General features: G+C 38.2%; 14 protein-coding genes and 1 pseudogene. 8 read left to right on the top strand and 7 right to left on the bottom strand.

Annotated elements, in window-relative coordinates:
• Positions 1–21: 21 nt before the first annotated feature.
• On the bottom strand, positions 22–591 hold the full coding sequence (locus tag ACH3PA_RS08080) for a hypothetical protein (RefSeq protein WP_416445363.1): 570 nt from the start codon (positions 589–591) through the stop codon (positions 22–24).
• A gap of 211 nt (positions 592–802) precedes the next feature.
• On the opposite strand from ACH3PA_RS08080, the gene ACH3PA_RS08075 reads away from it, so the two are divergent.
• A complete protein-coding gene (locus ACH3PA_RS08075) occupies positions 803–1090 on the top strand; it encodes a TIGR03643 family protein (protein ID WP_416446635.1) in 288 nt (95 codons plus the stop codon).
• A gap of 209 nt (positions 1091–1299) precedes the next feature.
• Here ACH3PA_RS08075 and ACH3PA_RS08070 read toward each other — a convergent pair whose 3' ends face one another.
• On the bottom strand, positions 1300–1665 hold the full coding sequence (locus ACH3PA_RS08070; RefSeq protein WP_416445365.1) for a toxin-antitoxin system YwqK family antitoxin: 366 nt from the start codon (positions 1663–1665) through the stop codon (positions 1300–1302).
• Positions 1666–1939: 274 nt separating this feature from the next.
• Between ACH3PA_RS08070 and ACH3PA_RS08065 the strand changes: the two genes are divergently transcribed.
• Positions 1940–4183, top strand: a complete 2244-nt coding sequence (locus ACH3PA_RS08065; RefSeq protein WP_416445367.1) for an inorganic phosphate transporter — start codon at positions 1940–1942, stop codon at positions 4181–4183.
• Positions 4184–4396: 213 nt separating this feature from the next.
• Positions 4397–7015: an MGH1-like glycoside hydrolase domain-containing protein gene (locus tag ACH3PA_RS08060; RefSeq protein WP_416445369.1), complete on the top strand. Its 2619-nt coding sequence runs from the start codon at positions 4397–4399 to the stop codon at positions 7013–7015.
• A 152-nt stretch (positions 7016–7167) separates the two neighbouring features.
• On the opposite strand, the gene ACH3PA_RS08055 is transcribed toward ACH3PA_RS08060, so the two are convergent.
• Both ACH3PA_RS08055 and ACH3PA_RS08050 read right to left on the bottom strand, forming a co-directional pair.
• Positions 7168–9720: a ribonucleoside-diphosphate reductase subunit alpha gene (locus tag ACH3PA_RS08055; protein ID WP_416445371.1), complete on the bottom strand. Its 2553-nt coding sequence runs from the start codon at positions 9718–9720 to the stop codon at positions 7168–7170.
• Between the two features lie 157 nt (positions 9721–9877).
• On the bottom strand, positions 9878–10861 hold the full coding sequence (locus ACH3PA_RS08050; protein ID WP_416445373.1) for a ribonucleotide-diphosphate reductase subunit beta: 984 nt from the start codon (positions 10859–10861) through the stop codon (positions 9878–9880).
• A gap of 499 nt (positions 10862–11360) precedes the next feature.
• Between ACH3PA_RS08050 and ACH3PA_RS08045 the strand changes: the two genes are divergently transcribed.
• From ACH3PA_RS08045 to ACH3PA_RS08030, 4 genes and pseudogenes are all read left to right on the top strand, one after another.
• Positions 11361–12497 (top strand): peptidoglycan DD-metalloendopeptidase family protein, encoded by a 1137-nt coding sequence (locus ACH3PA_RS08045; RefSeq protein ID WP_416445378.1) that lies wholly within the window; start codon positions 11361–11363, stop codon positions 12495–12497.
• 70 nt (positions 12498–12567) lie between these two features.
• Positions 12568–13932 (top strand): acyl-CoA dehydrogenase family protein, encoded by a 1365-nt coding sequence (locus ACH3PA_RS08040; protein ID WP_416445380.1) that lies wholly within the window; start codon positions 12568–12570, stop codon positions 13930–13932.
• Between the two features lie 84 nt (positions 13933–14016).
• Positions 14017–14262, top strand: a complete 246-nt coding sequence (locus tag ACH3PA_RS08035; protein WP_416445382.1) for a DUF6364 family protein — start codon at positions 14017–14019, stop codon at positions 14260–14262.
• Positions 14258–14706 (top strand): annotated as a pseudogene (locus tag ACH3PA_RS08030) (type II toxin-antitoxin system VapC family toxin). The gene ACH3PA_RS08035 and the pseudogene ACH3PA_RS08030 overlap by 5 nt, the downstream one beginning before the upstream one ends.
• A gap of 55 nt (positions 14707–14761) precedes the next feature.
• On the opposite strand, the gene ACH3PA_RS08025 reads toward ACH3PA_RS08030, so the two are convergent.
• From ACH3PA_RS08025 to ACH3PA_RS08015, 3 genes are all read right to left on the bottom strand, one after another.
• Positions 14762–15796 carry an NADP(H)-dependent aldo-keto reductase gene (locus ACH3PA_RS08025; protein ID WP_416445384.1) on the bottom strand — a complete coding sequence of 345 codons (1035 nt, stop codon included), beginning with the start codon at positions 15794–15796 and terminating at the stop codon, positions 14762–14764.
• Positions 15797–15924: 128 nt separating this feature from the next.
• Complete coding sequence (locus tag ACH3PA_RS08020) at positions 15925–16884, bottom strand: OmpA family protein (protein WP_416445386.1); 960 nt, start codon at positions 16882–16884, stop codon at positions 15925–15927.
• Between the two features lie 27 nt (positions 16885–16911).
• Positions 16912–17694, bottom strand: a complete 783-nt coding sequence (locus tag ACH3PA_RS08015) for an exodeoxyribonuclease III (protein ID WP_416445388.1) — start codon at positions 17692–17694, stop codon at positions 16912–16914.
• A 150-nt stretch (positions 17695–17844) separates the two neighbouring features.
• On the opposite strand from ACH3PA_RS08015, the gene ACH3PA_RS08010 reads away from it, so the two are divergent.
• Positions 17845–21267, top strand: coding sequence for a hypothetical protein (locus ACH3PA_RS08010; protein WP_416445390.1), 3423 nt, complete (start codon positions 17845–17847; stop codon positions 21265–21267).
• Positions 21268–21281: the final 14 nt, after the last annotated feature.

The following is a 21281-nucleotide window of genomic DNA, read 5'->3' as shown; positions in this document are numbered from 1 at the left end:
AATCTTGCAGTGTCGCGCTTTTTATTGATTTTTAACCGATTTTAGGGCAGAATGGGTAAGTTTTGAAAGTATTTCGTTTATCTGCTCTGTTAGATCATCGTAGGAGTCTGTAATGTTCTCTATCCCTTCTGAAACTCTAATTTCAGCTTTATTTTCGCTTAAAGCTTCGTCTAATTCAATAATTCTATCCTGAATTTGATTAACAAGACCTTCTATTTCACGAGTTGAGATTAAAGTGGGAATGGTATTTTGCACAGCTGCAGCATCTCCTTTTAACTGGTTAATGTGACCTTCTAATTCCGCCGCTTTTATTTCCTGTAATTTAAGCATATCTTCGTTCAATGCCTTCAGTTCTTCCCAAGCGTAGACCTCTTCAATAGCTGCCCTTTTATTAGACTTCTGTATATTCTCAAGATATTGCCTATTCAGACCGGCATCTGCATATCTTATCTTCATCGAGTCAACAGGTTTCTTATTCACTTTTATATCTTCTTTAGGTTCATTTTCATTCACCTGCGCTTCTTTTTCTTTGGTGTTATTACAACTGATTAAAGTAATTGTAGTTATAATTATAAGAATGTATTTTTTCATCGCGATCTTTTTTGTTCACACAAATTTATTGGTCTTGAGGTATTTAAAGCTGTAATTGAAATTAAAAATATCATAAACTTAGCGAGTGATCTTCTAAAAAATTGCCTAAGCCTATTTTATCTTTTATTAATTAACGCCCGCATCCTCGCTTATAGTACAAAGAATAAGTTGATTCTTTATAACTTTACCATACTCAAGAAAGTGAGTAGAAATTTATGCAAGCGAAAAAGAACTAACTCCCAGAGAAATTGACCGAATTATTGAAATGGCATGGGAAGACCGCACCACGTTTGACTCTATTGAATTTCAATTTGGTTTAAATGAAGCTGCAGTTATTAGCCTAATGCGCAATGAGATGAAGCCCAGCAGCTTTAAAATGTGGCGCAAACGAGTACAGGGCCGAAACACAAAACATGCGGCAAAACGGGATTTTGTAAGCGGTACTTTTAAAAGTAGCCGTCAAAAGCAAATAAGCAACAATAAAATCGCAAAGCGGTAGCACCTGTTGTTACACATCAGTGCTCACTAAATATATGTAGCATTTCGTTTAAAGCATTTTAAGAATGCATCAGGCACTGCCATATTTATACCTTCTCCTGCAAATGGTGGCCCTCCTAATTGAATATAGCTCATAAAAAACCATCAACAAAAGTTGATGGTTTTAATTTTATCTAATAAGGTGATCTTATTATTTTGATGTAATGGCGATTACTCGTTATTACTTACAACACGTTCTCCTTTACTCTCCCATGTGTTAACACTGGTAATTTTTGAGTTATCATAATTTACCTCTTGTAAAGTGTCGTCGTTCCAAAAGAACCACTTACCTACTTTTTGCCCTTTTTCGTATTGAGCTACGGCAGATTTTTGTCCTTCTTCAGTGTAGCTTACCCAGGTTCCCTGTAGCTTGCCGTCCTTAGTATAGTAACCAGTTTGACTTACAACGCCATTATCATGAAATAAGGTAGCCTTAATAAGATTTCCTTCCTTCTCATAAGTATTTTTTACTTTTTCCTGTGCAGTTGATAGTGCTATGCTGCCCACCAATGCAAAAATCATAAGGATTTTTTTCATAATAGCATGTTATTAATTAAACTTAACATTACAAATATAGCTTTAATTTAAATATTAGGAAACATTTAGGTAACATTAAATTTACATTAAAACTATAATTAATTAATTGTCAAGTGATTATATTTATTTTACAGAATATAAAAACGACCAGGAATGGGTCAATTAGGAGGAAAATCGGGTAAAAACAGGTATAAATCGTCCTACTTATAACCTTCACATAACATATATACAGAAAATAAATATCAAATTTGCTGACTAAAGTATTAAGTACTTCATGGATAATATTTATTTGATTATGCTGGTTGCATTGGCTATTCTGGCCATTGCAGATCTGGTGGTAGGTGTAAGTAATGATGCCGTAAATTTTCTCAATTCTGCCATAGGTTCTAAAGCCGTTTCTTTTAAGACAATAATAATTGTTGCAAGTGTGGGGATTGTCCTGGGAGCTCTTTCTTCAAGCGGTATGATGGAGGTTGCCAGAAAAGGAATCTTTGTGCCCGGCAAGTTCTACTTTGATGAAATAATGGTCATTTTTATGGCTGTCATGATAACAGATATTCTGCTGCTCGATTTCTTTAACACACTTGGGCTGCCTACTTCTACGACGGTTTCTATCGTTTTTGAACTTTTAGGGGCTGCAGTGTGTATGACGATCATAAAGCTTTCTGCAAATGACGATTCTCTTATGCAAATAGGTGAATACATAAATTCTGATAAAGCTATAGAAATTATAACGGGTATACTCGTTTCAGTGCTCATTGCATTTACGGTGGGAGCACTGGTGCAATTTATAACGCGTTTCCTGCTTACTTTTAATTTTGAAAAAAAACCAAGCTGGGTCGCTGCTTTATTTGGTGGTCTGGCGACGGCAGCAATTAGTTACTTTATAGTTGTAAAAGGACTGTCAAGTGCTTCTTTTATGAATGGTGATTTTATAAGCTGGGCAGAAAATAATGTAGCTTCTTTTATGGGAATTAGTGTACTTATCTGGACGCTGGTCTCATACATTATAAATAAGCTTTTCAATATCAACGTGTACGTGATGGTGATCGTCATAGGCACATTTGCACTTGCTATGGCATTTGCAGGTAATGATCTTGTAAACTTCATTGGTGTGCCAATGGCCGCATACCAGTCTTACTTATTCTGGGTAAACAGCGGCGTTCCTGCAGAAAGTTTCAGTATGGAAACTCTGGCCGATAAAGTCCCTACGCAACCTTTACTTTTGCTTGCCGCAGGTATTGTAATGATATTGACGCTCTGGTTTTCTAAAAAGGCCAGAAGAGTTGTAAAAACCTCTGTTGACCTTGCAAGACAAGACGAAGGTACAGAGCGCTTTAAACCTAATTCTATTTCACGTGGTCTCGTACGTGGTGCGATGCGCTTAAACTACGGGGTAATGACCTTAGTACCTCAACGTATTCAGGATCGTATTAATCTGCGCTTTACAAAAAGAGAACCTGTTTCTCGTATCGCCGCGATGGATATGCCTGCTTTTGACCTTGTACGTGCAGCAGTGAATCTGATGATTGCCAGTGTACTTATATCTTTAGCAACTTCTATGAAATTACCACTCTCTACAACTTATGTAACTTTTATGGTTGCAATGGGTACGTCTCTTGCAGACAGAGCATGGGGTAGTGAAAGTGCTGTTTATCGCGTTGCAGGGGTAATGAATGTAATAGGCGGCTGGTTTATGACCGCATTAAGCGCATTTACCGCAGCAGCAATAATGGCCTTTATTCTTTGGGAAGGTGGCACCGTTGCTCTTGCTATTCTCTTTATACTCGCTGTAATCTTATTGGTGCGTAATTACATCAATCACAAAAAACGTTCTCAGGCTGAAGCCGAAGAAGGCAGATTATTGCGCGCTGTGAGTAATTCAATACAGGGTATTATTAACGAGAGCACATCTAATGTTGCCTCTGCGTTTAAACGCGGAAACAAAGTCTATACCGGCACCATAGAAGGCCTGGCTAAAGTTGATCTTTCCCGATTAAAAAAGAGCAAAAAAGGTATTACAAAGCTTAACGCAGAAGTAGAAGAGTTGCGTAACAGTTTGTATTACTTCATTAAAAATCTTGACGATACACATGTACAGGCAAGCCGCTTCTACATAGACGTTTTAGGATATTTACAAGATGTGACACAGTCAATAAGTTTTATCACGACTGCGAGTTACGATCATTTAAATAATAATCATAAAGGATTAAAATTCACACAGCTTAAAGACCTTAAGGAAATTGAGCAGAATCTTGACACCTTATTCAGCAAGATCACAAATACATTTAACGATAAGAATTTTGATGCGATTGTGTCAATTCTTGAAGAGAAACAAGCACTTCTTGACAGCGTTTCAACTAAAATTGAAAAACAGGTAGAACGCACCAGAAATAGTGATTCCAGTCCTAAAAATACGATGTTATATTTCAGTTTACTTCAGGAAACTGAAGATCTTATTAAGGCGACTATGAACTTGCTTGAGCACTATTATATAGAACATAAAAAGCATTTATAGACCGATTTTTAAGGCTAAAACACCGAAAACCTGCTTAAATAAGCAGGTTTTTTGCGTCCATAACTTTTCTAAAAGTACCCGGGAATAAATCCAAAAAGTTACGCACATAAGGAATACGTATTCACTTAAAATTTAATACGTATTTTTATCTACAAACTATAAGGAAATCCATTATATGATTTCCTGTTGTGATCATACATACTAGATTATCATATGACCATTAAAGGTGCAGAAGCAGAACGGTTAAAAATATCCGGTCATAATCAAAATTGGAAAAAATGGGGTCCCTATCTCGCCGAAAGGCAATGGGGAACGGTACGTGAAGATTATAGTGAAGATGGTAATGCCTGGGAATTTATAAATCACGACAAAGCTCGCAGTAATGCCTATCGCTGGGGAGAAGAAGGAATTGGCGGTTTTTGCGATTCAAGAGAGATTCTTTGTCTTGCGCCAGCTTTCTGGAATGGTAAAGATCCCATATTAAAAGAGCGTTTATTTGGTTTAACTAACAATCAGGGAAATCACGGGGAAGATGTAAAAGAACTTTATTTTCACCAAGTATCTTCTCCCACACATTCTTACAGTAAGTATTTATATAAGTATCCGCAAGTCGCTTTCCCATATACAGATCTTGTTCAAAGTAATAAAAGAAGCCGTGAGGAAACAGAATATGAATTACTTGATACACTAAACTTTAAAAACAGTGCCTATTTTGACTGCTTTATTGAGTATGCAAAAGCAGATGTTGATGACATTCTCATGAAAGTCACTGTTATCAACAGGGGTAAAAAAGCTGCTAAAATTCACGTATTGCCTCATTTGTGGTTTCGTAATTTTTGGAAACACAACAAACGCTTTACGCGACCATCAATTAAATCTACTTCTAATAGTTCTGTTGAATCAAACAGCATTAGAAACGGGAGATACTTCTTTTATCATGAAAATGGCGAACAACTTTTTTGCGATAACGAAACAAATAACTACCGTATTTATGGGGTTCCTAATGATGTTGATTATGTTAAAGACGGGATCAATGACCACGTTGTAGATAGAGAAGCTTCAGTAAATCCAGATAAGAACGGATCTAAAGTCGCAATATGGCACAAGTTTAAGCTCAAAGCCGGTGAGTCGAAAGTGGTTAAAGTGCGTCTTACCAAAAAGAAGACCAAAGAACCCTGGAGCGATTACGATACTATTTTTGACCAGAGAATAGCTGAATGTGAAGATTTCTACAGCACAGTTATAAAAAGTGACTTGCCTAAAGAACATCAGGCTATTGCAAAAAGTGCTTTTTCCGGTTTATTGTGGACTAAACAATTCTATTACAATGATGTTTTTAAATGGCTTTTTGGAGGTCCCGGCGAGGGAACTCCCAGCAGATTTAACGCACGTAATTTTAGTTGGCAGCATCTAACAAACCGCGACATCATCTCGATGCCAGACAAGTGGGAATATCCCTGGTATGCCGCCTGGGACCTGGCTTTTCATATGGCGTCGTTTGTAGAGATAGATGCAGATTTTGCTAAAGAACAACTACTACTTGTGCTTCGCGAAAATTACATGCATCCCAACGGCCAGATCCCGGCTTATGAATGGAATTACAGCGATGTTAATCCGCCGGTTCATTCATGGGCGGTGTGGCATGTTTATGAAAAAGACAAAGAATATGCGGGAGTAGGAGATCAAAATTTCTTAGAGAAATCCTTTCAGAAACTACTTATCAATTTTACATGGTGGGTCAATCAAAAAGACACGCATGGCACAGATCTCTTTGAGGGCGGATTTTTAGGGCTTGATAACATAGGTGTTTTTGACCGTAATCATATGCCGCCGGGCATCACCAGAATGCAACAGGCAGATGCTACCAGCTGGATGGCCATGTTTACGCTTAACATGTTGCGCATGTCATTAGAGCTTGCTAAAACCAATAAAGCGTATGAGGAAGCTGCCGCGAAATTTTTTAGACACTTTTTAAATATCGCCTGGGCGATGCATCATATTGGGAAAAAGAATATTTCGCTTTGGGATGATGAAGATAATTTTTATTATGATGTTGTAGAAATGTCCAGCGGTGCAACAGATAGATTACGCGTGCGCTCTTTAGTGGGCATCATACCCTTGTTTGCAGTAGAGATCATCAATAAAGACTTGTTTGAAGAATTAAAAGAATTTAGAAAAAGAGTAGTCGAGATTGTAAGAACAAGACCTGATCTGGCTTCGCTTATTTCACGTATTGAAGAATTTAATGAGGAGGGCAACTATTTATTCTCTATCATGCGCGGGTTCAGGCTTGAGCATTTGCTAAAACGCCTGCTTGACGAGAACGAATTTCTTTCAGATTTTGGTATTCGTTCGCTTTCAAAATATCATGATGAGCATCCTTTTGTGTTTGAACATCATGGGCAGCACAGAATTCAATATGAACCCGGTGAAAGCAGGTCAAGTATGTTTGGTGGTAATTCTAACTGGCGCGGCCCCATCTGGATGCCATTGAATTATATGATCATACAATCGTTGCGTAAATATTATACTTTTTACGGTTCACAATATTTATATGAATTCCCTACAGGCTCTGGAAATAAGATGAATCTGAATGAGATCGCTAAAGAACTCACTAAACGTTTAGTAAAGCTTTTTGAACGTAATCAAGATGGCAAATATCAATATCATGCAGATGACGATGCACATCTGTTTGCTAATGATGAACATTTTAAAAGCAATCATCTCTTTTATGAATTCTTTGATGGTGACACCGGCAAAGGTTTAGGAGCTTCACACCAAACCGGATGGACGGCTTTAATAGCTAATTTAATTTTAGAAATGGAAGATTAAACTGCGATTTTCAGCTTATTTCCCACGAAAAACAGGCACTTTTCAGTGATTTTTCAATAGACTATTTTTCTTTGGCTTGTGCTAATTCCATTATAAAAGCCCCATCTGTTTAAATCAAATGGGGCTTTTTAATTAACTACTTAAATAGATTACTACGATCCGCACATTAGGCAATCATCATCACCTTCGGCAGCTTTCGCCTGAGCGATAATTGCTTTCATTTCATCTGCTGTCATAGGCGCTGTGTTTACTTGTGCGCCAGCTTGTACATTTCCGGCAGCTGATGCCTGAGTTCCTTTTGTCTCATAAGGAGTCGCAGGTTCTTCTATAGGTACCGGTCTGTGTACTTTAGAAGCCGTATTTGCTTCAAGAGTTTTAGCAGCACGAGCAGCTACCTGAGTTTCTACTTCTTCTTCAGGTTGTACAATAGCTTTCTCCTCTTTCTTAAGGGTAAACTTAATCGCATCTACTGCAGATTTTGTACGCAGGTAGTACATTCCTGTTTTTAAACCGCTCTTCCATGCATAAAAGTGCATAGAGGTAAGCTTAGCGAAATTGGCATTTTCCATAAACAGATTCAGTGACTGTGACTGATCTATGAAATATCCTCTGTGGCGAGACATATCGATTATGTCTTTCATGCTCAACTCCCAAACCGTTTTATAAAGTTCTTTAAGATCTGCAGGAATTCTGTCTATATCTTGTACAGAACCGTTAGCGCGCATAATAGCTTCTTTAAGATCATCATCCCAAAGACCAAGTGCTACAAGATCTTCTAATAAGTGCTTGTTCACAACAATAAACTCACCAGAAAGTACACGTCTTGTATAGATATTTGAAGTATATGGCTCAAATGCTTCGTTGTTTCCTAAGATCTGAGACGTAGAAGCTGTAGGCATAGGCGCTACAAGCAATGAATTGCGCACGCCATTTTGTAAAATTTCCTGACGTAATTTATCCCATTCCCAACGACCACTTAATTCTTCATCTTTTATGCCCCAAAGGTTATATTGAAATTCACCTTTTGAGATAGGAGAACCATTGTAACTTTCATAAGCTCCTTCTTCTTTAGCAAGCTCCATAGAAGCTGTTACTGCTGCGAAATAAAGGGTTTCAAAAATATCCTGATTCAGTTTTTTAGCTTCGTCGCTTGTAAAAGGTAATCTAAGCTTGATAAATGTATCTGCAAGACCCTGCACACCTAAACCAATAGGTCTGTGGCGCATATTTGAATTTCTAGCCTCTTTTACCGGATAATAGTTGCGATCTATTACTTTATTCAGGTTCTTAGTTACTCTTTTTGTAATGCGGTAAAGTTCTTTATGATCAAACTCACCATCTTTTATAAACATAGGTAATGCGATAGAAGCCAGGTTACACACAGCTACTTCATCAGGGCTGGTGTACTCCATGATCTCTGTACAAAGATTTGAAGAGCGTATCGTACCCAGATTTTGCTGGTTAGATTTACGATTTGCCGCATCTTTATAGAGCATGTATGGCGTACCAGTCTCAATTTGAGACTCAAGTATTTTCTCCCAAAGTTCGCGGGCTTTTATAGTTTTCCTGCCTTTACCTTCAGCCTCATACTTCAGGTACATTTCTTCAAACTCATCACCGTGAACATTAAAGAGATTAGGGCACTCGTTAGGACACATTAAAGTCCATGTGCTATTCTCTTCAACACGTTTCATAAACAGATCTGGAATCCACATCGCGTAGAAAAGGTCTCTTGCACGCATTTCTTCCTTACCATGATTTTTCTTTAGATCAAGAAAATCAAAAATATCTGCATGCCATGGTTCTATATAAATAGCAAAAGAGCCTTTACGCTTACCACCACCCTGATCTACATATCTTGCCGTATCATTAAACACACGCAGCATAGGCACTATCCCGTTAGAAGTACCATTTGTACCACCAATGTAAGACCCTGTAGCTCTTACGTTGTGAATAGATAAGCCTATACCACCAGCGCTCTGTGAGATCTTGGCAGTTTGTTTTAAGGTATCATAAATACCATCAATACTATCATCCTGAGTTGCTAACAGAAAGCAGGAAGACATTTGAGGTTTAGGCGTTCCTGAATTAAATAATGTAGGCGTAGCATGTGTAAAATATTTTTTAGACATTAACTCATATGTCTCTTTTACAGATGCAAGATCATTTAAGTGAATACCTACAGATACGCGCATAAGCATATGTTGAGGGCGCTCTACTATCTTACCGTTAAGTTTTAATAAATAAGAACGTTCTAATGTTTTAAAGCCAAAATAGTCGTAACCAAAATCCCTGCTATAGATAATAGAAGAGTCAAGCTCTTCTTTATTTTCCATGATCACTTTATAAACGTCATCTGCAATAAGTGGCGCTTTTTTGCCGGTACGCGGGTTCACGTACTCATACATATCCTGCACTACTTCGCTAAAGGTTTTTTTAGTGTTCTTATGTAAGTTAGAAACCGAAACACGTGCTGCTAACTTTGCATAATCAGGATGTGAAGTTGTCATTGTTGCAGCAACTTCTGCAGCAAGATTATCAAGCTCACTGGTTGTTACACCATCATAAAGGCCTTCTATAACACGCAAAGAGATTTTAACCGGGTCAACTAATGGATTTAAACCATAGCATAACTTTCTTATTCTTGCTGTTATCTTGTCAAACATAACGGGCTCTTGGCGTCCGTTTCTTTTAATTACATACATGGGCCTTGGTTTTTTATAGTTAAACGCTCAAAGCATTTTGGCAAACTTTGAGAAAAAGATGGCTAGGGCTGTAATTAAGAAACTACAGTCTTCACCGTTTATTTTAAATATTTATTGGTGCCCGCTTAGGGCTAATTGGTGTTTCTAATGCAATCTTTTAAAAATCTGCATCAAAACTTATTTTTTGACCTTCGGTGCCGCCGCTTCCGCTGGCAACTCCTGCTTTTTGATACTCACCTACTCTTTTTTCAAAGAAATTGGTTTTTCCCTGTAGAGAAATCATATCCATGAAATCAAAAGGATTTGTGACATTGTATTCTTTCTCGCATTCTAACTCAACCAGCAATCTGTCTGTTACAAACTCCAGATACTGAGTCATTAGTTTTGAGTTCATACCTATAAGACTTGCAGGCAGAGATTCTGTAATGAATTCACGCTCTATATTAAGTGCGTCGACTAATATTTCGCGAATGCGTTCTTTAGGCACCTTATTGATTAGGTGATGATTGTGCAGGTGAACTGCAAAATCACAATGAACACCTTCATCTCTTGATATCAACTCATTAGAAAAGGTAAGTCCCGGCATTAAACCTCTTTTCTTTAACCAAAAAATAGAGCAAAATGCACCTGAGAAGAAAATCCCTTCTACTGCAGCAAAAGCAATTAAACGCTCTGCAAAACTTGGACTGTCGATCCATTTTAGAGCCCAGTCTGCTTTTTTCTTAATTGCAGGGAAATTCTCAATGGCATTAAACAATTGATCTTTTTCCTTTTCATCTTTAACATAAGTATCGATAAGCAACGAGTATGTCTCAGAGTGAATATTCTCCATCATGATCTGAAAACCGTAGAAAAATTTAGCTTCAGAATATTGAACTTCACTCACAAAATTCTCTGCAAGATTCTCATTTACGATACCGTCTGATGCGGCAAAAAATGCAAGAATATGCTTGATGAAATATTGCTCGTCTTTGTTCAGTTTATTATTCCAGTCTGTTAGATCCTGGTGTAAGTCAATCTCTTCTGCAGTCCAGAAGCTAGCCTCAGATTTCTTATACCACTCCCATATGTCATGGTGTTGTATAGGAAATATTACGAAACGATCTTTGTTTTCTTGTAAAATGGGCTCTACCTGACTCATGTCCTTTGCGTTTTTAAGTGATAAAATTCTCTGGTTACTAGGGACTAACAAATATGAAAAAAAAAGGAGCTCAATGCTTGTTAATTGGGAGCCGGTTTTCAACAAAGTTTTCAACACGAAGAGTTTTCCTACGCCCTTATAGTTTTGTTAAACAAACAGTTTAATTTATTGATAATCAATTTATTAAAGCAATTATCAACACTGTGTATTTCATCGTTAAAAACACCGCCAGCAAGGGCTTTTACAAGGGCTAAACCCAGATTTACTTTTTAAATCCCAAAGGCGATTTTAAGGTGAAAAAGGCGGCTTTTTAATCTAAATTCCTCTCAAAAAAATATAAAATCTTACAACCCTTTTATGAAATATCATTTTGCGTAAAATCGATATTTTAAATGGTAATCAGGTATCTTTTTAAAAATCGGTAATATTAGAGGTAATATCGGTATTTTTTGGCATAATTTCTGCTTCCTTTAAAGTGCTATAAAAGGAAAATAACCATATGAAAATCAAAAACTTAATACTCTTACTAATAGGTATTATATTTCTTAATGCGTGTTCAAAACTTACAAAGGCCACAGATATTTTCACAAACCCAACTGCACGTGAGCTTTATAAACGCGATTTTGTCACAGACACTATTCAATTTAATATCTGGCAGCAAGCCTATAAAAATGCATTTGCAGACAGTTTATCTATAAAACTACCTTATCTGGAAGAAGGTCATTATTATACAAATAGTGATGCTGTTTATAGTTATGATGTTAAGCTGGAACAAGGAGAGGTTTTTCATTTAGAAGCAGCCACAGATACTACTGCTACAAAAGTTTTTCTTGAACTTTATAAAAAAACTGGTGACAGTTTAAATCCCTATCAATCTATAGCAGAAAGTGACCTGAAGGATAAAGAACTTCACTATACCGTAGAAAATTCTGGCGATTATAAAGTTATCATACAGCCCGAAATACAGGCCAACACTAACTTTGCTTTAAAAGCTTACCGCACACCTATGTATCATTTTCCGGTAGTGGGCAAAGGTAACGCTGCCATACAAAGTTTTTGGGGTGCTTCTCGAGATGCTGGTGCTCGCAGACATGAAGGTTTAGATATATTTGCGCCGCGTGGTACTCCCGTAGTTGCAGCCACAGATGGCTGGATAAGCTCAACAGGCAATAGAGGTCTGGGTGGTAAACAGGTGTGGCTACGGGCTGGCCTATGGGGTAATTCTCTTTATTACGCCCATCTTGACAGTATTGCATCAACTCAGGGGCAGCGTGTAAAAACAGGAGATACACTGGGTTTTGTGGGCAATACCGGCAACGCACGCACAACACCTACACATTTGCATTTTGGTATTTACAGAGGTCGCGGCGGTGCTATAAATCCGTTGCCTTATGTTTTTGAAGGTACAGCTCCTTTGGCATCTACAGATGTGAAGAAAGACATACATGAGAAAATCGTGGTAAAATCCAGCCGGGCAAATTTGCGTAATTCAGCTTTCGCGAAAGCTAAAAAAATAGGAGAAGCCACCAGAAGAGATACATTAGAATTATTGGGCCGAAGCGCCAACTGGCTCCACGTAAGAACTGCAGATGCACAAGACGCATTTATACACGAGAGTCTTGTACAGGGAATTTAGCAATTAAATGTTTCACAGTTGCATCTGTAAAAAACGCTGTATATTTAGGCTTCTTACTTAAATTACAACGATGTCGTTATTCTCAAAGGTCAAAGGCACTATCAATCTATTAAAATCTATAGATATGGACGCCTTGACAAAACTCTCACAAAAAGTAGATCTAACTCAGGTAATGAGCGCCGTAGGTGAATTAGATGATCGCCAGCTTAAAGGCTTGATGAAAATGCTCACCACTCAGGCAAAAAAAGGGCAGCACAACCTGCCACCTATAGATGGCGATTTTTACAACCTCAGCCTAAAACTTACGCCTGAAGAGCGCGAGATACAACTAAAGGTGCGTCGCTTTATGGAAGATGAGATAAAACCAATCGCTAACAAATACTGGAACAAGGCCGAGTTCCCACACCAGATTATACCAAAACTGGCAGAACTTGATGTTTGCGGTATCGCTTATAAAGGCTATGGCTGCCCCAATCAATCCTTTTTGATGGAAGGTATTTTGGCTGTAGAAATGGCGCGGGTAGATGTTTCCATTTCCACATTTTTTGGTGTTCATAGTGGTCTCGCAATGGGTTCTATCTATTTATGCGGAAGCGAAGAACAAAAACAGGAATGGTTACCAAAAATGCAACGCTTTGAAAAAATTGGTGCCTTTGGTCTCACTGAACCTGAAGTAGGATCTGCTGTTGCCGGCGGACTAGGAACTACCTGCAGACAAGAAGGTGAAGAATGGGTTTTAAACGGCCAGAAAAAATGGATAGGCAACGCTACTTTCTCAGATATCACAATAATCTGGGCTAGAGACGAGGTTTCAGATCGGGTAAAGGGGTTTATTGTTCGTAAAGAGAACCCCGGCTTTAAAGCCGAAAAGATCGAAGATAAAATGGCTCTGCGTACTGTACAGAATGCACTTATTACTTTAACAGATTGCCGCGTACCTGAAAGTGACCGTCTGCAAAACGCAAATTCATTTAAAGATACGGCCAAAGTTTTACAAATGACTCGTGCAGGAGTAGCATGGCAAGCAGTGGGCTGCGCCCGTGGAGCATACGAAAGTGCCTTGAAGTATACGAAAAAGAGAGAGCAATTTGGTCGCCCAATTGCTAGTTTTCAATTAATACAAAATCATCTAGTAGAAATGCTGTCTAATCTTACGGCTATGCAAACTTTATGTTTTCGCCTTTCTGAAATGCAGGATGCGGGCATCTTAACTGATGAGCACGCTTCACTTGCTAAAGTGTTCTGCTCATTGCGTACACGTGATGTTGTTAGTCGCGCACGCGAAGTAATGGGCGGTAACGGTATTTTACTGGAATATGATGTTGCAAGATTTGTAGCTGATGCTGAAGCCATCTATTCATACGAAGGAACCAAAGAGATCAATTCACTTATCGTAGGCAGGGCAATTACCGGGTATAGCGCATTTGTGAGTTAAAATTCAAGATCGCCCCTAGCAAAAAAATCGGAAAGCATTAAAATTTACGTAATAAATTAATATTTATACGTAAAGTAATTGGCGATGGATAAAAAGGTCACATTAAGTCTGGATGTTAATATTATTGAAACTGCAAAACATTATGCTAAGTCAAATAAAATTAGTCTCTCTAAATTAATAGAATCCTATTTAGGTTCTTTAACCGAAAATGAAAATAAGGAAACTGAAATTACACCATTGGTGAAAAGTCTTAGTGCGGTTATTTCATTAGATGATGATTTTGATGAAAAAGATGAATATGCTAAGTATTTAATGAAGAAGTACAATTGAAAAAAAATTATTAATAGACACGAATATTGTAATAGACTTACTTTCGAAAAGAAAGGAATTTTATCAAGATGCGGCAATTTATTTTCTCAGGCAGACAAAAAAGAACTGAACCTAACAATTTCATCATTAGCTTTTGCCAATACCAATTACATACTTACAAAACTAAAATCAGCAAAAGAAGCGCGAGAAATTTTAAGAAAAATCAAAGTACTTGTCGAGTTATTAACGTTAAATGATAAAATAATGGAACTGGCCCTGAGCGATGAAAGCTTTCCTGATTTAGAAGACGGATTAAAATATTATTCGGCAATAGAAAATAATGTTGAAATTATCCTTACGAGAAACAAAAAGGATTTCAAAAATTCTAAATTACCAGTTTTAACAGCGAAAGAATATTTAGCAATGAAACAAGACCCTCAAATATGCGGGGTGACAAGTAAATAGAAAAGCCTTCGAGAATTAAGTTTCTGGAAGGCTTTTCTATTTATTTTCAATCAATTTATGGTGCAGGATTAGGAAATGCTTTGTGTACATTTTCTATCTCGTCAAGAATTTCCTGTGAAAGACTTAAGTTGATGCTGTCTATGTTCTCGCCTAGCTGTTCAACGCTTGTTGCTCCTATAATATTTGCGGTAATAAATGGTCTTTCGGTTACAAAGGCGAGAGACATTTGGGCAAAGCTTAGCCCGTATTTATGAGCAATCGTTCTGTAGTTTCGCGTAGCTTCAAAACTGTTCTCACTGTGGTAGCGTTTGTATTGTGGGAAAAGTGTAACCCGTGTTCCTTCAGGTTTGTTACCATCAAGATATTTACCAGTAAGTGTACCAAAACCTAAAGGAGAATACGCCAGCAAGCCCACACCTTCACGATGTAGAATTTCTGTAAGTCCTATTTCATCTTTTCGATTTAAAAGATTATATGGGTTTTGTACGGTGATCATTTTAGGAGCTCCCTTTCTGGCTTCTTCCAGGTAACGCGACAGTCCGTATGGTGTTTCATTACTTACACCTATGTGTCTAATTTTTCCCTGAAGAATAAAACTATCTAAAGTCTCAAGTACCTCAGCAAAATTGTCTTCCCACTCTTCATCATGATCGTGCTCATAGCCTAGCTTACCAAATAAATTGGTGTTACGATCTGGCCAGTGCAGTTGATATAAATCAATATAATCTGTCTGTAAACGCTGCAAACTTTTATCAATAGCATCTGCTATTTCTTCTTTTGCAAAACCACCGGTGCGAATGTGTTTAGTCATTTCGGCGGGACCGGCTATTTTAGATGCTATAACAAGATCATCTCTCTTGCCTCTTTTCTTTAACCAGCTTCCTATAATTTTTTCAGTGCTTCCCTGCGTTTCTTCTTTTGCAGGTACGCTATATAATTCTGCGGTATCTATGAAATTTATACCTTTTTCTACAGCATAATCAAGCTGGGCATGACCTTCTGCTTCTGTATTCTGTTGACCCCAGGTCATGGTGCCCAGACATAATTTACTTATTTCTATATCTGTATTAGGTAGTACGGTATATTTCATTGAATGTTTTTTCGCCGGAAGGCATAAATTTAAAGTTGGCAAAGTTAAACCATCGCACTTGTAACAAACCTCCATAAAAGCGAAAAACCCTCTTAAAAAGAAGGTTTTTCATACTTTAAAGCCGATTTTTATATGTCGTTGAGCAGTTTTGTTACCTCATCTAGTTTTGGCGTAAGCACTACTTCAATGCGTCTGTTTTTTGCTTTTCCTTCTGCTGATGTATTTTCGGCGACTGGAGCAAATTCTCCACGGCCGGCAGCAGTAAGATTTTTGGGGTCTATATTTTTGTTTTCACTTAACAAATGCACAATTGCAGTTGCTCGTTTTGTTGAGAGATCCCAGTTGTCTTGTATTTGCCCGTTACCACCGTAAGGCACATTATCTGTATGGCCTTCTATTAATACAGAAATATCGGGGTTTTGTGCCAGCACACTTCCTAATTGCTGTACAGCCTGTCTACCCTGAGTACCTACCATCCAGCTACCGCTGTCAAAAAGTAATTTATTCTCAAGAGAAACATACACTTTACCATCTCTCTGCTCTACGGTAAGACCTTTACCTTCAAAATCTACAAGCGCTTTTGAGATCGCGTCTTTTAAAGCACGCATAGAGGCGTCTTTTGCAGCGATCATACTCTCAAGTTCATCTACACGATGTGAACGATCTGCCAGATCTCGTTGCAATTTGTCAAGCCTGGTTTGCTCTGCAGCCAGCGCCGCCTGCTTCTCATCAAGTTCTTTTAACAGCTCCCTGTTTTTTTGTGAGTTCTCTGCAAGACGAGCAGAACTGTTAGCCTCTAAGGCATCGTAAGAAGATTGCAGATTTTCTAGATTAGATTTCGCGGCAGCGTACTCTCTTGCCAGTTTATCCCGTTCTGCTGTGGCTTTGTCTAGTTCTGCCTGCAGCCTGTTAGCTTCAGTTTTAAATTGGTTTTTCAGACTTTCAGAATCGGTCAAATCACTCTTTAAATCGCGGTTTTCAGCCTTTAAATCGGCGTATTTTCCTTCAAGGTCTTTGTACACTTTGGCTGATACACATGATGCTAATAAATAGCTACTCACAAGCAACACACAAATTTTTTTGATCATGTTTTTAATAATTATTGTTAGTTAAAGTTAAGAAGCTGCAAGATCTGCCACGCCGCTAAGTTCTACCAATAACGGGCAATGGTCACTATGCATTGCATCTGGTAGTATAACGGCTCTTTTTATTTTTTCTTTTAATGGCTCACTAACCATATTGTAATCTATACGCCAGCCTCTATTGTTAGCTCGGGAATTTGCTCTGTAGCTCCACCAGGTATAATTGTCTGGCTCCTTATTTAGATGCCTGAAAGAATCTACAAAACCACTATCTATAAAACCGCCTATCCACTCACGTTCTACAGGTAAAAAGCCGCTCGTATTTTGCAAACGCACAGGATCGTGAATATCTATAGCCTCGTGACAAATATTGTAATCACCACCAATTATAAGATTGGGTCTTTCCTGCTTTAAAACGTTAATATAAGTCTGAAAATCTGCCATATACTGCAGTTTATGATCAAGACGTGCAATATTTGTCCCGGAAGGTAAGTACAGGCTCATTACAGAAATATCACCAAAATCTACGCGTATGTTACGACCTTCAAAATCCATGTAGTCAACACCTGTCCCAAAAACAACATTATCTGGTTCTTTTTTGGTCAAAATCGCAACTCCGCTGTACCCCTTTTTCTGGGCGCTAAACCAATAATTATAATAACCCAACGCTTTAAAAAGTTCAAGATCTAGTTGGTCTGCATTTGCCTTTGTTTCCTGAATGCACAGCACATCAGGATCTGCCTGTGTGATCCATTCAAGCAGACCTTTTCGTATTGCTGCTCGTATTCCGTTGACGTTGTATGAGATAATTTTCATTATGTAATTTTTGCAAAAAGTGCTAAGGTACTTAATCGATGTGTACACACAAATATTATCTGTATTCTGGCAGAGGCTGCTCAAACTATTTAAAGTTTAAATTTGAAGCCGTTTCATACTTTTTAGATTATCTCTTAGTTTTAACCATTAATGCGCAACATTTCTCTGGTATTTTTTCTTCTCTTGTCAAGTCTCGCGTTTGCGCAGGATAGGACTGACCCAGATTTTAGAGTAAAAAAGTTTGCCTTAAGAGAAACCATAGTTCTTGATTCAGTAAGTATAAACAGTTCTTTTTTTCAGGTTTTTCTCAAGAACGGGCAGCAGCTCGATTCTACTGCGTATTCTATAGATTATGGAAAAGCGGTGTTTAGCTTTCGCGAAAGCGACACATCTCCGCCAGATACGCTTATCTTTAAATATCGCGTCTACCCCGAATTTCTAACCAAAAAATATTTTTTATACGACCGCGATAAGATCGTAAACAGCACCGGGAATCTACAAAAAGCGTATGCCCTTTCTAAAGAGCGCGACCTGACCAATTTTACACCTTTTGATGGCTTGCAGACCTCGGGAAGTATTGTGCGCGGAGTTACTGTTGGTAATAATCAAAACAGCACGGTAAACTCAGAATTAGATCTGCAAATCAGCGGGCAATTAAGTGATAAAGTGGGATTGCGAGCTTCTATACAAGATGCCAATATCCCCCAGCAGGAAGGTGGTTACTCGCAGCGACTTGATGAGTTTGACCAGATCTTTATCGAGCTATACAGTGACAACTGGAATATACGTGCAGGTGATATCAATCTTGAAAACAATACTTCTTACTTTGGCCGATTTAATAAAAAAGTTCAGGGACTCTCACTTAGCGGAAGAATTGACAATGCAGAGAGTGAAACCGATCTTTTTGCCACCGGAGCCCTCGTTAAAGGTGTTTTTACACAAAGCCGGTTTACCGGGCAGGAAGGTAATCAAGGTCCATATAAACTTACCGGACCTAACGGCGAGTTGTATGTGCTCATCGTTTCTGGCAGTGAGCGTGTTTTTGTAAATGGAATTTTGCTTAAACGTGGCGAGAATGAAGATTATGTCATTGATTATAACGCCGGCGAAATACGATTTAACCCCACCTTCCCCATAAACAGTGAGATGCGTATTAGTGTAGAATATCAATACAGCGAGCAGAATTTTACGCGTATAATCGCCTACGCCGGCGGTGGTTATAAAACAGATGATGAGAAACTGACTTTACGCGCTCATGTTTATTCTGAAAATGATGCTAAAAACCAGCCTTTATTACAAAATCTAAATGCAGATCAGGTTGACATTTTACAAAGTGCAGGCGATGACAAAAGCGCTATGATCGCACCCAGCGCAACTGCAGACTCATATAGTGACAACAAAATTCTCTATAGAAAAGATATTGTGAATGGTCAGGAAATCTTTGTGTTTTCTAATAATCCTGATGACGAACTATATAATGTGCGCTTTTCTCTTGTGGGAGCAAATCAGGGCAATTACATTTTAAGCAGTAACAATGCAATTAGCAGAATTTATGAATATGTAGCGCCAGTAAACGGAGTACCACAGGGAAATTATGCGCCGGTTGTTCAGCTATTTGCTCCTACAAAACTACAGATGGCTGTGGTGCAGGGAAACTATGAACCCACAGAAAACACAAAAATATTTTTTGAAGGTGCGGGAAGCAAAAACGACCTTAACCTATTCTCAGATCTCGACGATCAAAATAACGACGGTTTTGCCGGAAAAATCAGCCTACAGCATCAATTATTAGCTAAAAATGACCAAAAATCGCTGGATGTTTCTGCAAATATTGATTACATACAAGACAGTTTTACAAATGTAGAGCGCACATACAATATCGAGTTTAACCGCGATTGGAACCTTCCTCTTTTTACGTCAGGCGATCAGACATTTATAACCACCGCCCTGCACTATACAGATGAAGACAAATTACTGGCAAATTACACTTTTGAGAATCTCAATTTTGGTGACTCTTTTGCCGGAAATAGGCATTTATTTACCGGTTTTTTAAACGGAACAAAAGTACGCGCTTCGGTTAACACAAGTTTTCTAAATACGAAGGCAGACACAACAGATACTAAATTCTTCCGTATTTATAGCCAGGCCATTTACGATCTTAAGAAAGTATGGGTGGGTGCCCGTTTAAGAGCTGAAGATAATCAGGTTGAAAATAATATTTCGCGAAAGCTGGATGCATTAAGTCAGCGATTTACTTCTTATGAAGGATTCACCGGTGTGGGAGACAGCACCAATGTTTTTGTAGAAGTGGGTTATAGATTTCGTGTAAACGATAGCCTTAAAGGCGAAAATTTATCGCGTGTAAACACGAGTAACACCTACTATTTAAAATCACAATTGGTTAAAAACAGCAGCACTTCGTTGGGTCTTTTTGTAAACTACAGAACCCTGGATTATGCCGATGAGAATATTGAAAAAGAGCGATCCTTAAATTCCAGACTTATTTATGACCAAAGTTTTTTTAACGATATCATACGCTGGAATACCGTTTTTGAAACGAACAGCGGGACTTTACCTCAACAGGAATTTACCTATGTGAAAGTTGATGAAGGGCAGGGCACACACACGTGGAACGATTATAACGGCAATGGCGTACAGGAGCTGCAGGAATTTGAAGTGGCGCAGTTTAGGGATGAAGCAGATTTTATAAAAATATTGCTGCCTAATCAGGTGTTTGTACGCACCCATCAAAATAAACTAAGTCAATTACTCACATTTAATTTTCAGCAATGGTCCGGGCAAAATGGATTTAAGAAATTTGCTTCTCATTTTTACAACCAGACCAGTTATTTAATAGATCGCAAGATTTTGCGAGATGGTGATAATTTTGACATCAACCCATTTAAGGATAGCAGCAACGAACTGGGACTTAACCTGAGCGTGCGTAACACCCTCTTCTATAACCGTGGTCAACAGAAGTATTCTACAAGCTATACGTATCTGGCTACAACGACTAAAAATCTCCTTTCTATAGGGCTTCAGGAAAATGAACTGCGCAATAATCAATTCAACTTTTTGCACCGCATCAAAGAATCGTATCTCTTTAATTTGAAAAGTGAGGTTGGAAGCACAAAGAGCACTTCTGAAAATTATGAGAATAGGAATTTTGACATTTTAAACTTTAATATTTCACCTAAAATTTCATACTTATTTACCGATTTTTCCCGTCTGGAAGCGTTTTATTCCTTCGGAAAAAAGGATAATGAGCTGGGCGATATGGAAAATTTAAAACAGCAAAATCTGGGTCTCGCCTTCTCATACAATAATGCAGAGAAAATCTCATTAAATGGCGAGGTGAAATACATCAAAAATAGTTTTACCGGAAGCCCTTTTTCTCCTGTTGCTTACCAAATGCTTGAAGGTTTACAGCCGGGAACCAACTTCACCTGGAATTTGCTGGCACAGCGGCGGCTTACAAAGTTTCTTGACCTTAACATCTCCTATTTTGGCAGAAAAAGTGAAAATACGAGAACAATTCACACCGGGAATGTGCAGTTACGGGCTTTCTTTTAGTAAATTTATGTATT

It is taken from the genome of Leeuwenhoekiella sp. A2, from assembly GCF_047946655.1.
Taxonomy (GTDB): Bacteria; Bacteroidota; Bacteroidia; order Flavobacteriales; family Flavobacteriaceae; genus Leeuwenhoekiella.
The sequence above is the reverse complement of the archived record's forward strand: the minus strand, read 5'-3'. Positions and strand labels throughout refer to the sequence as shown.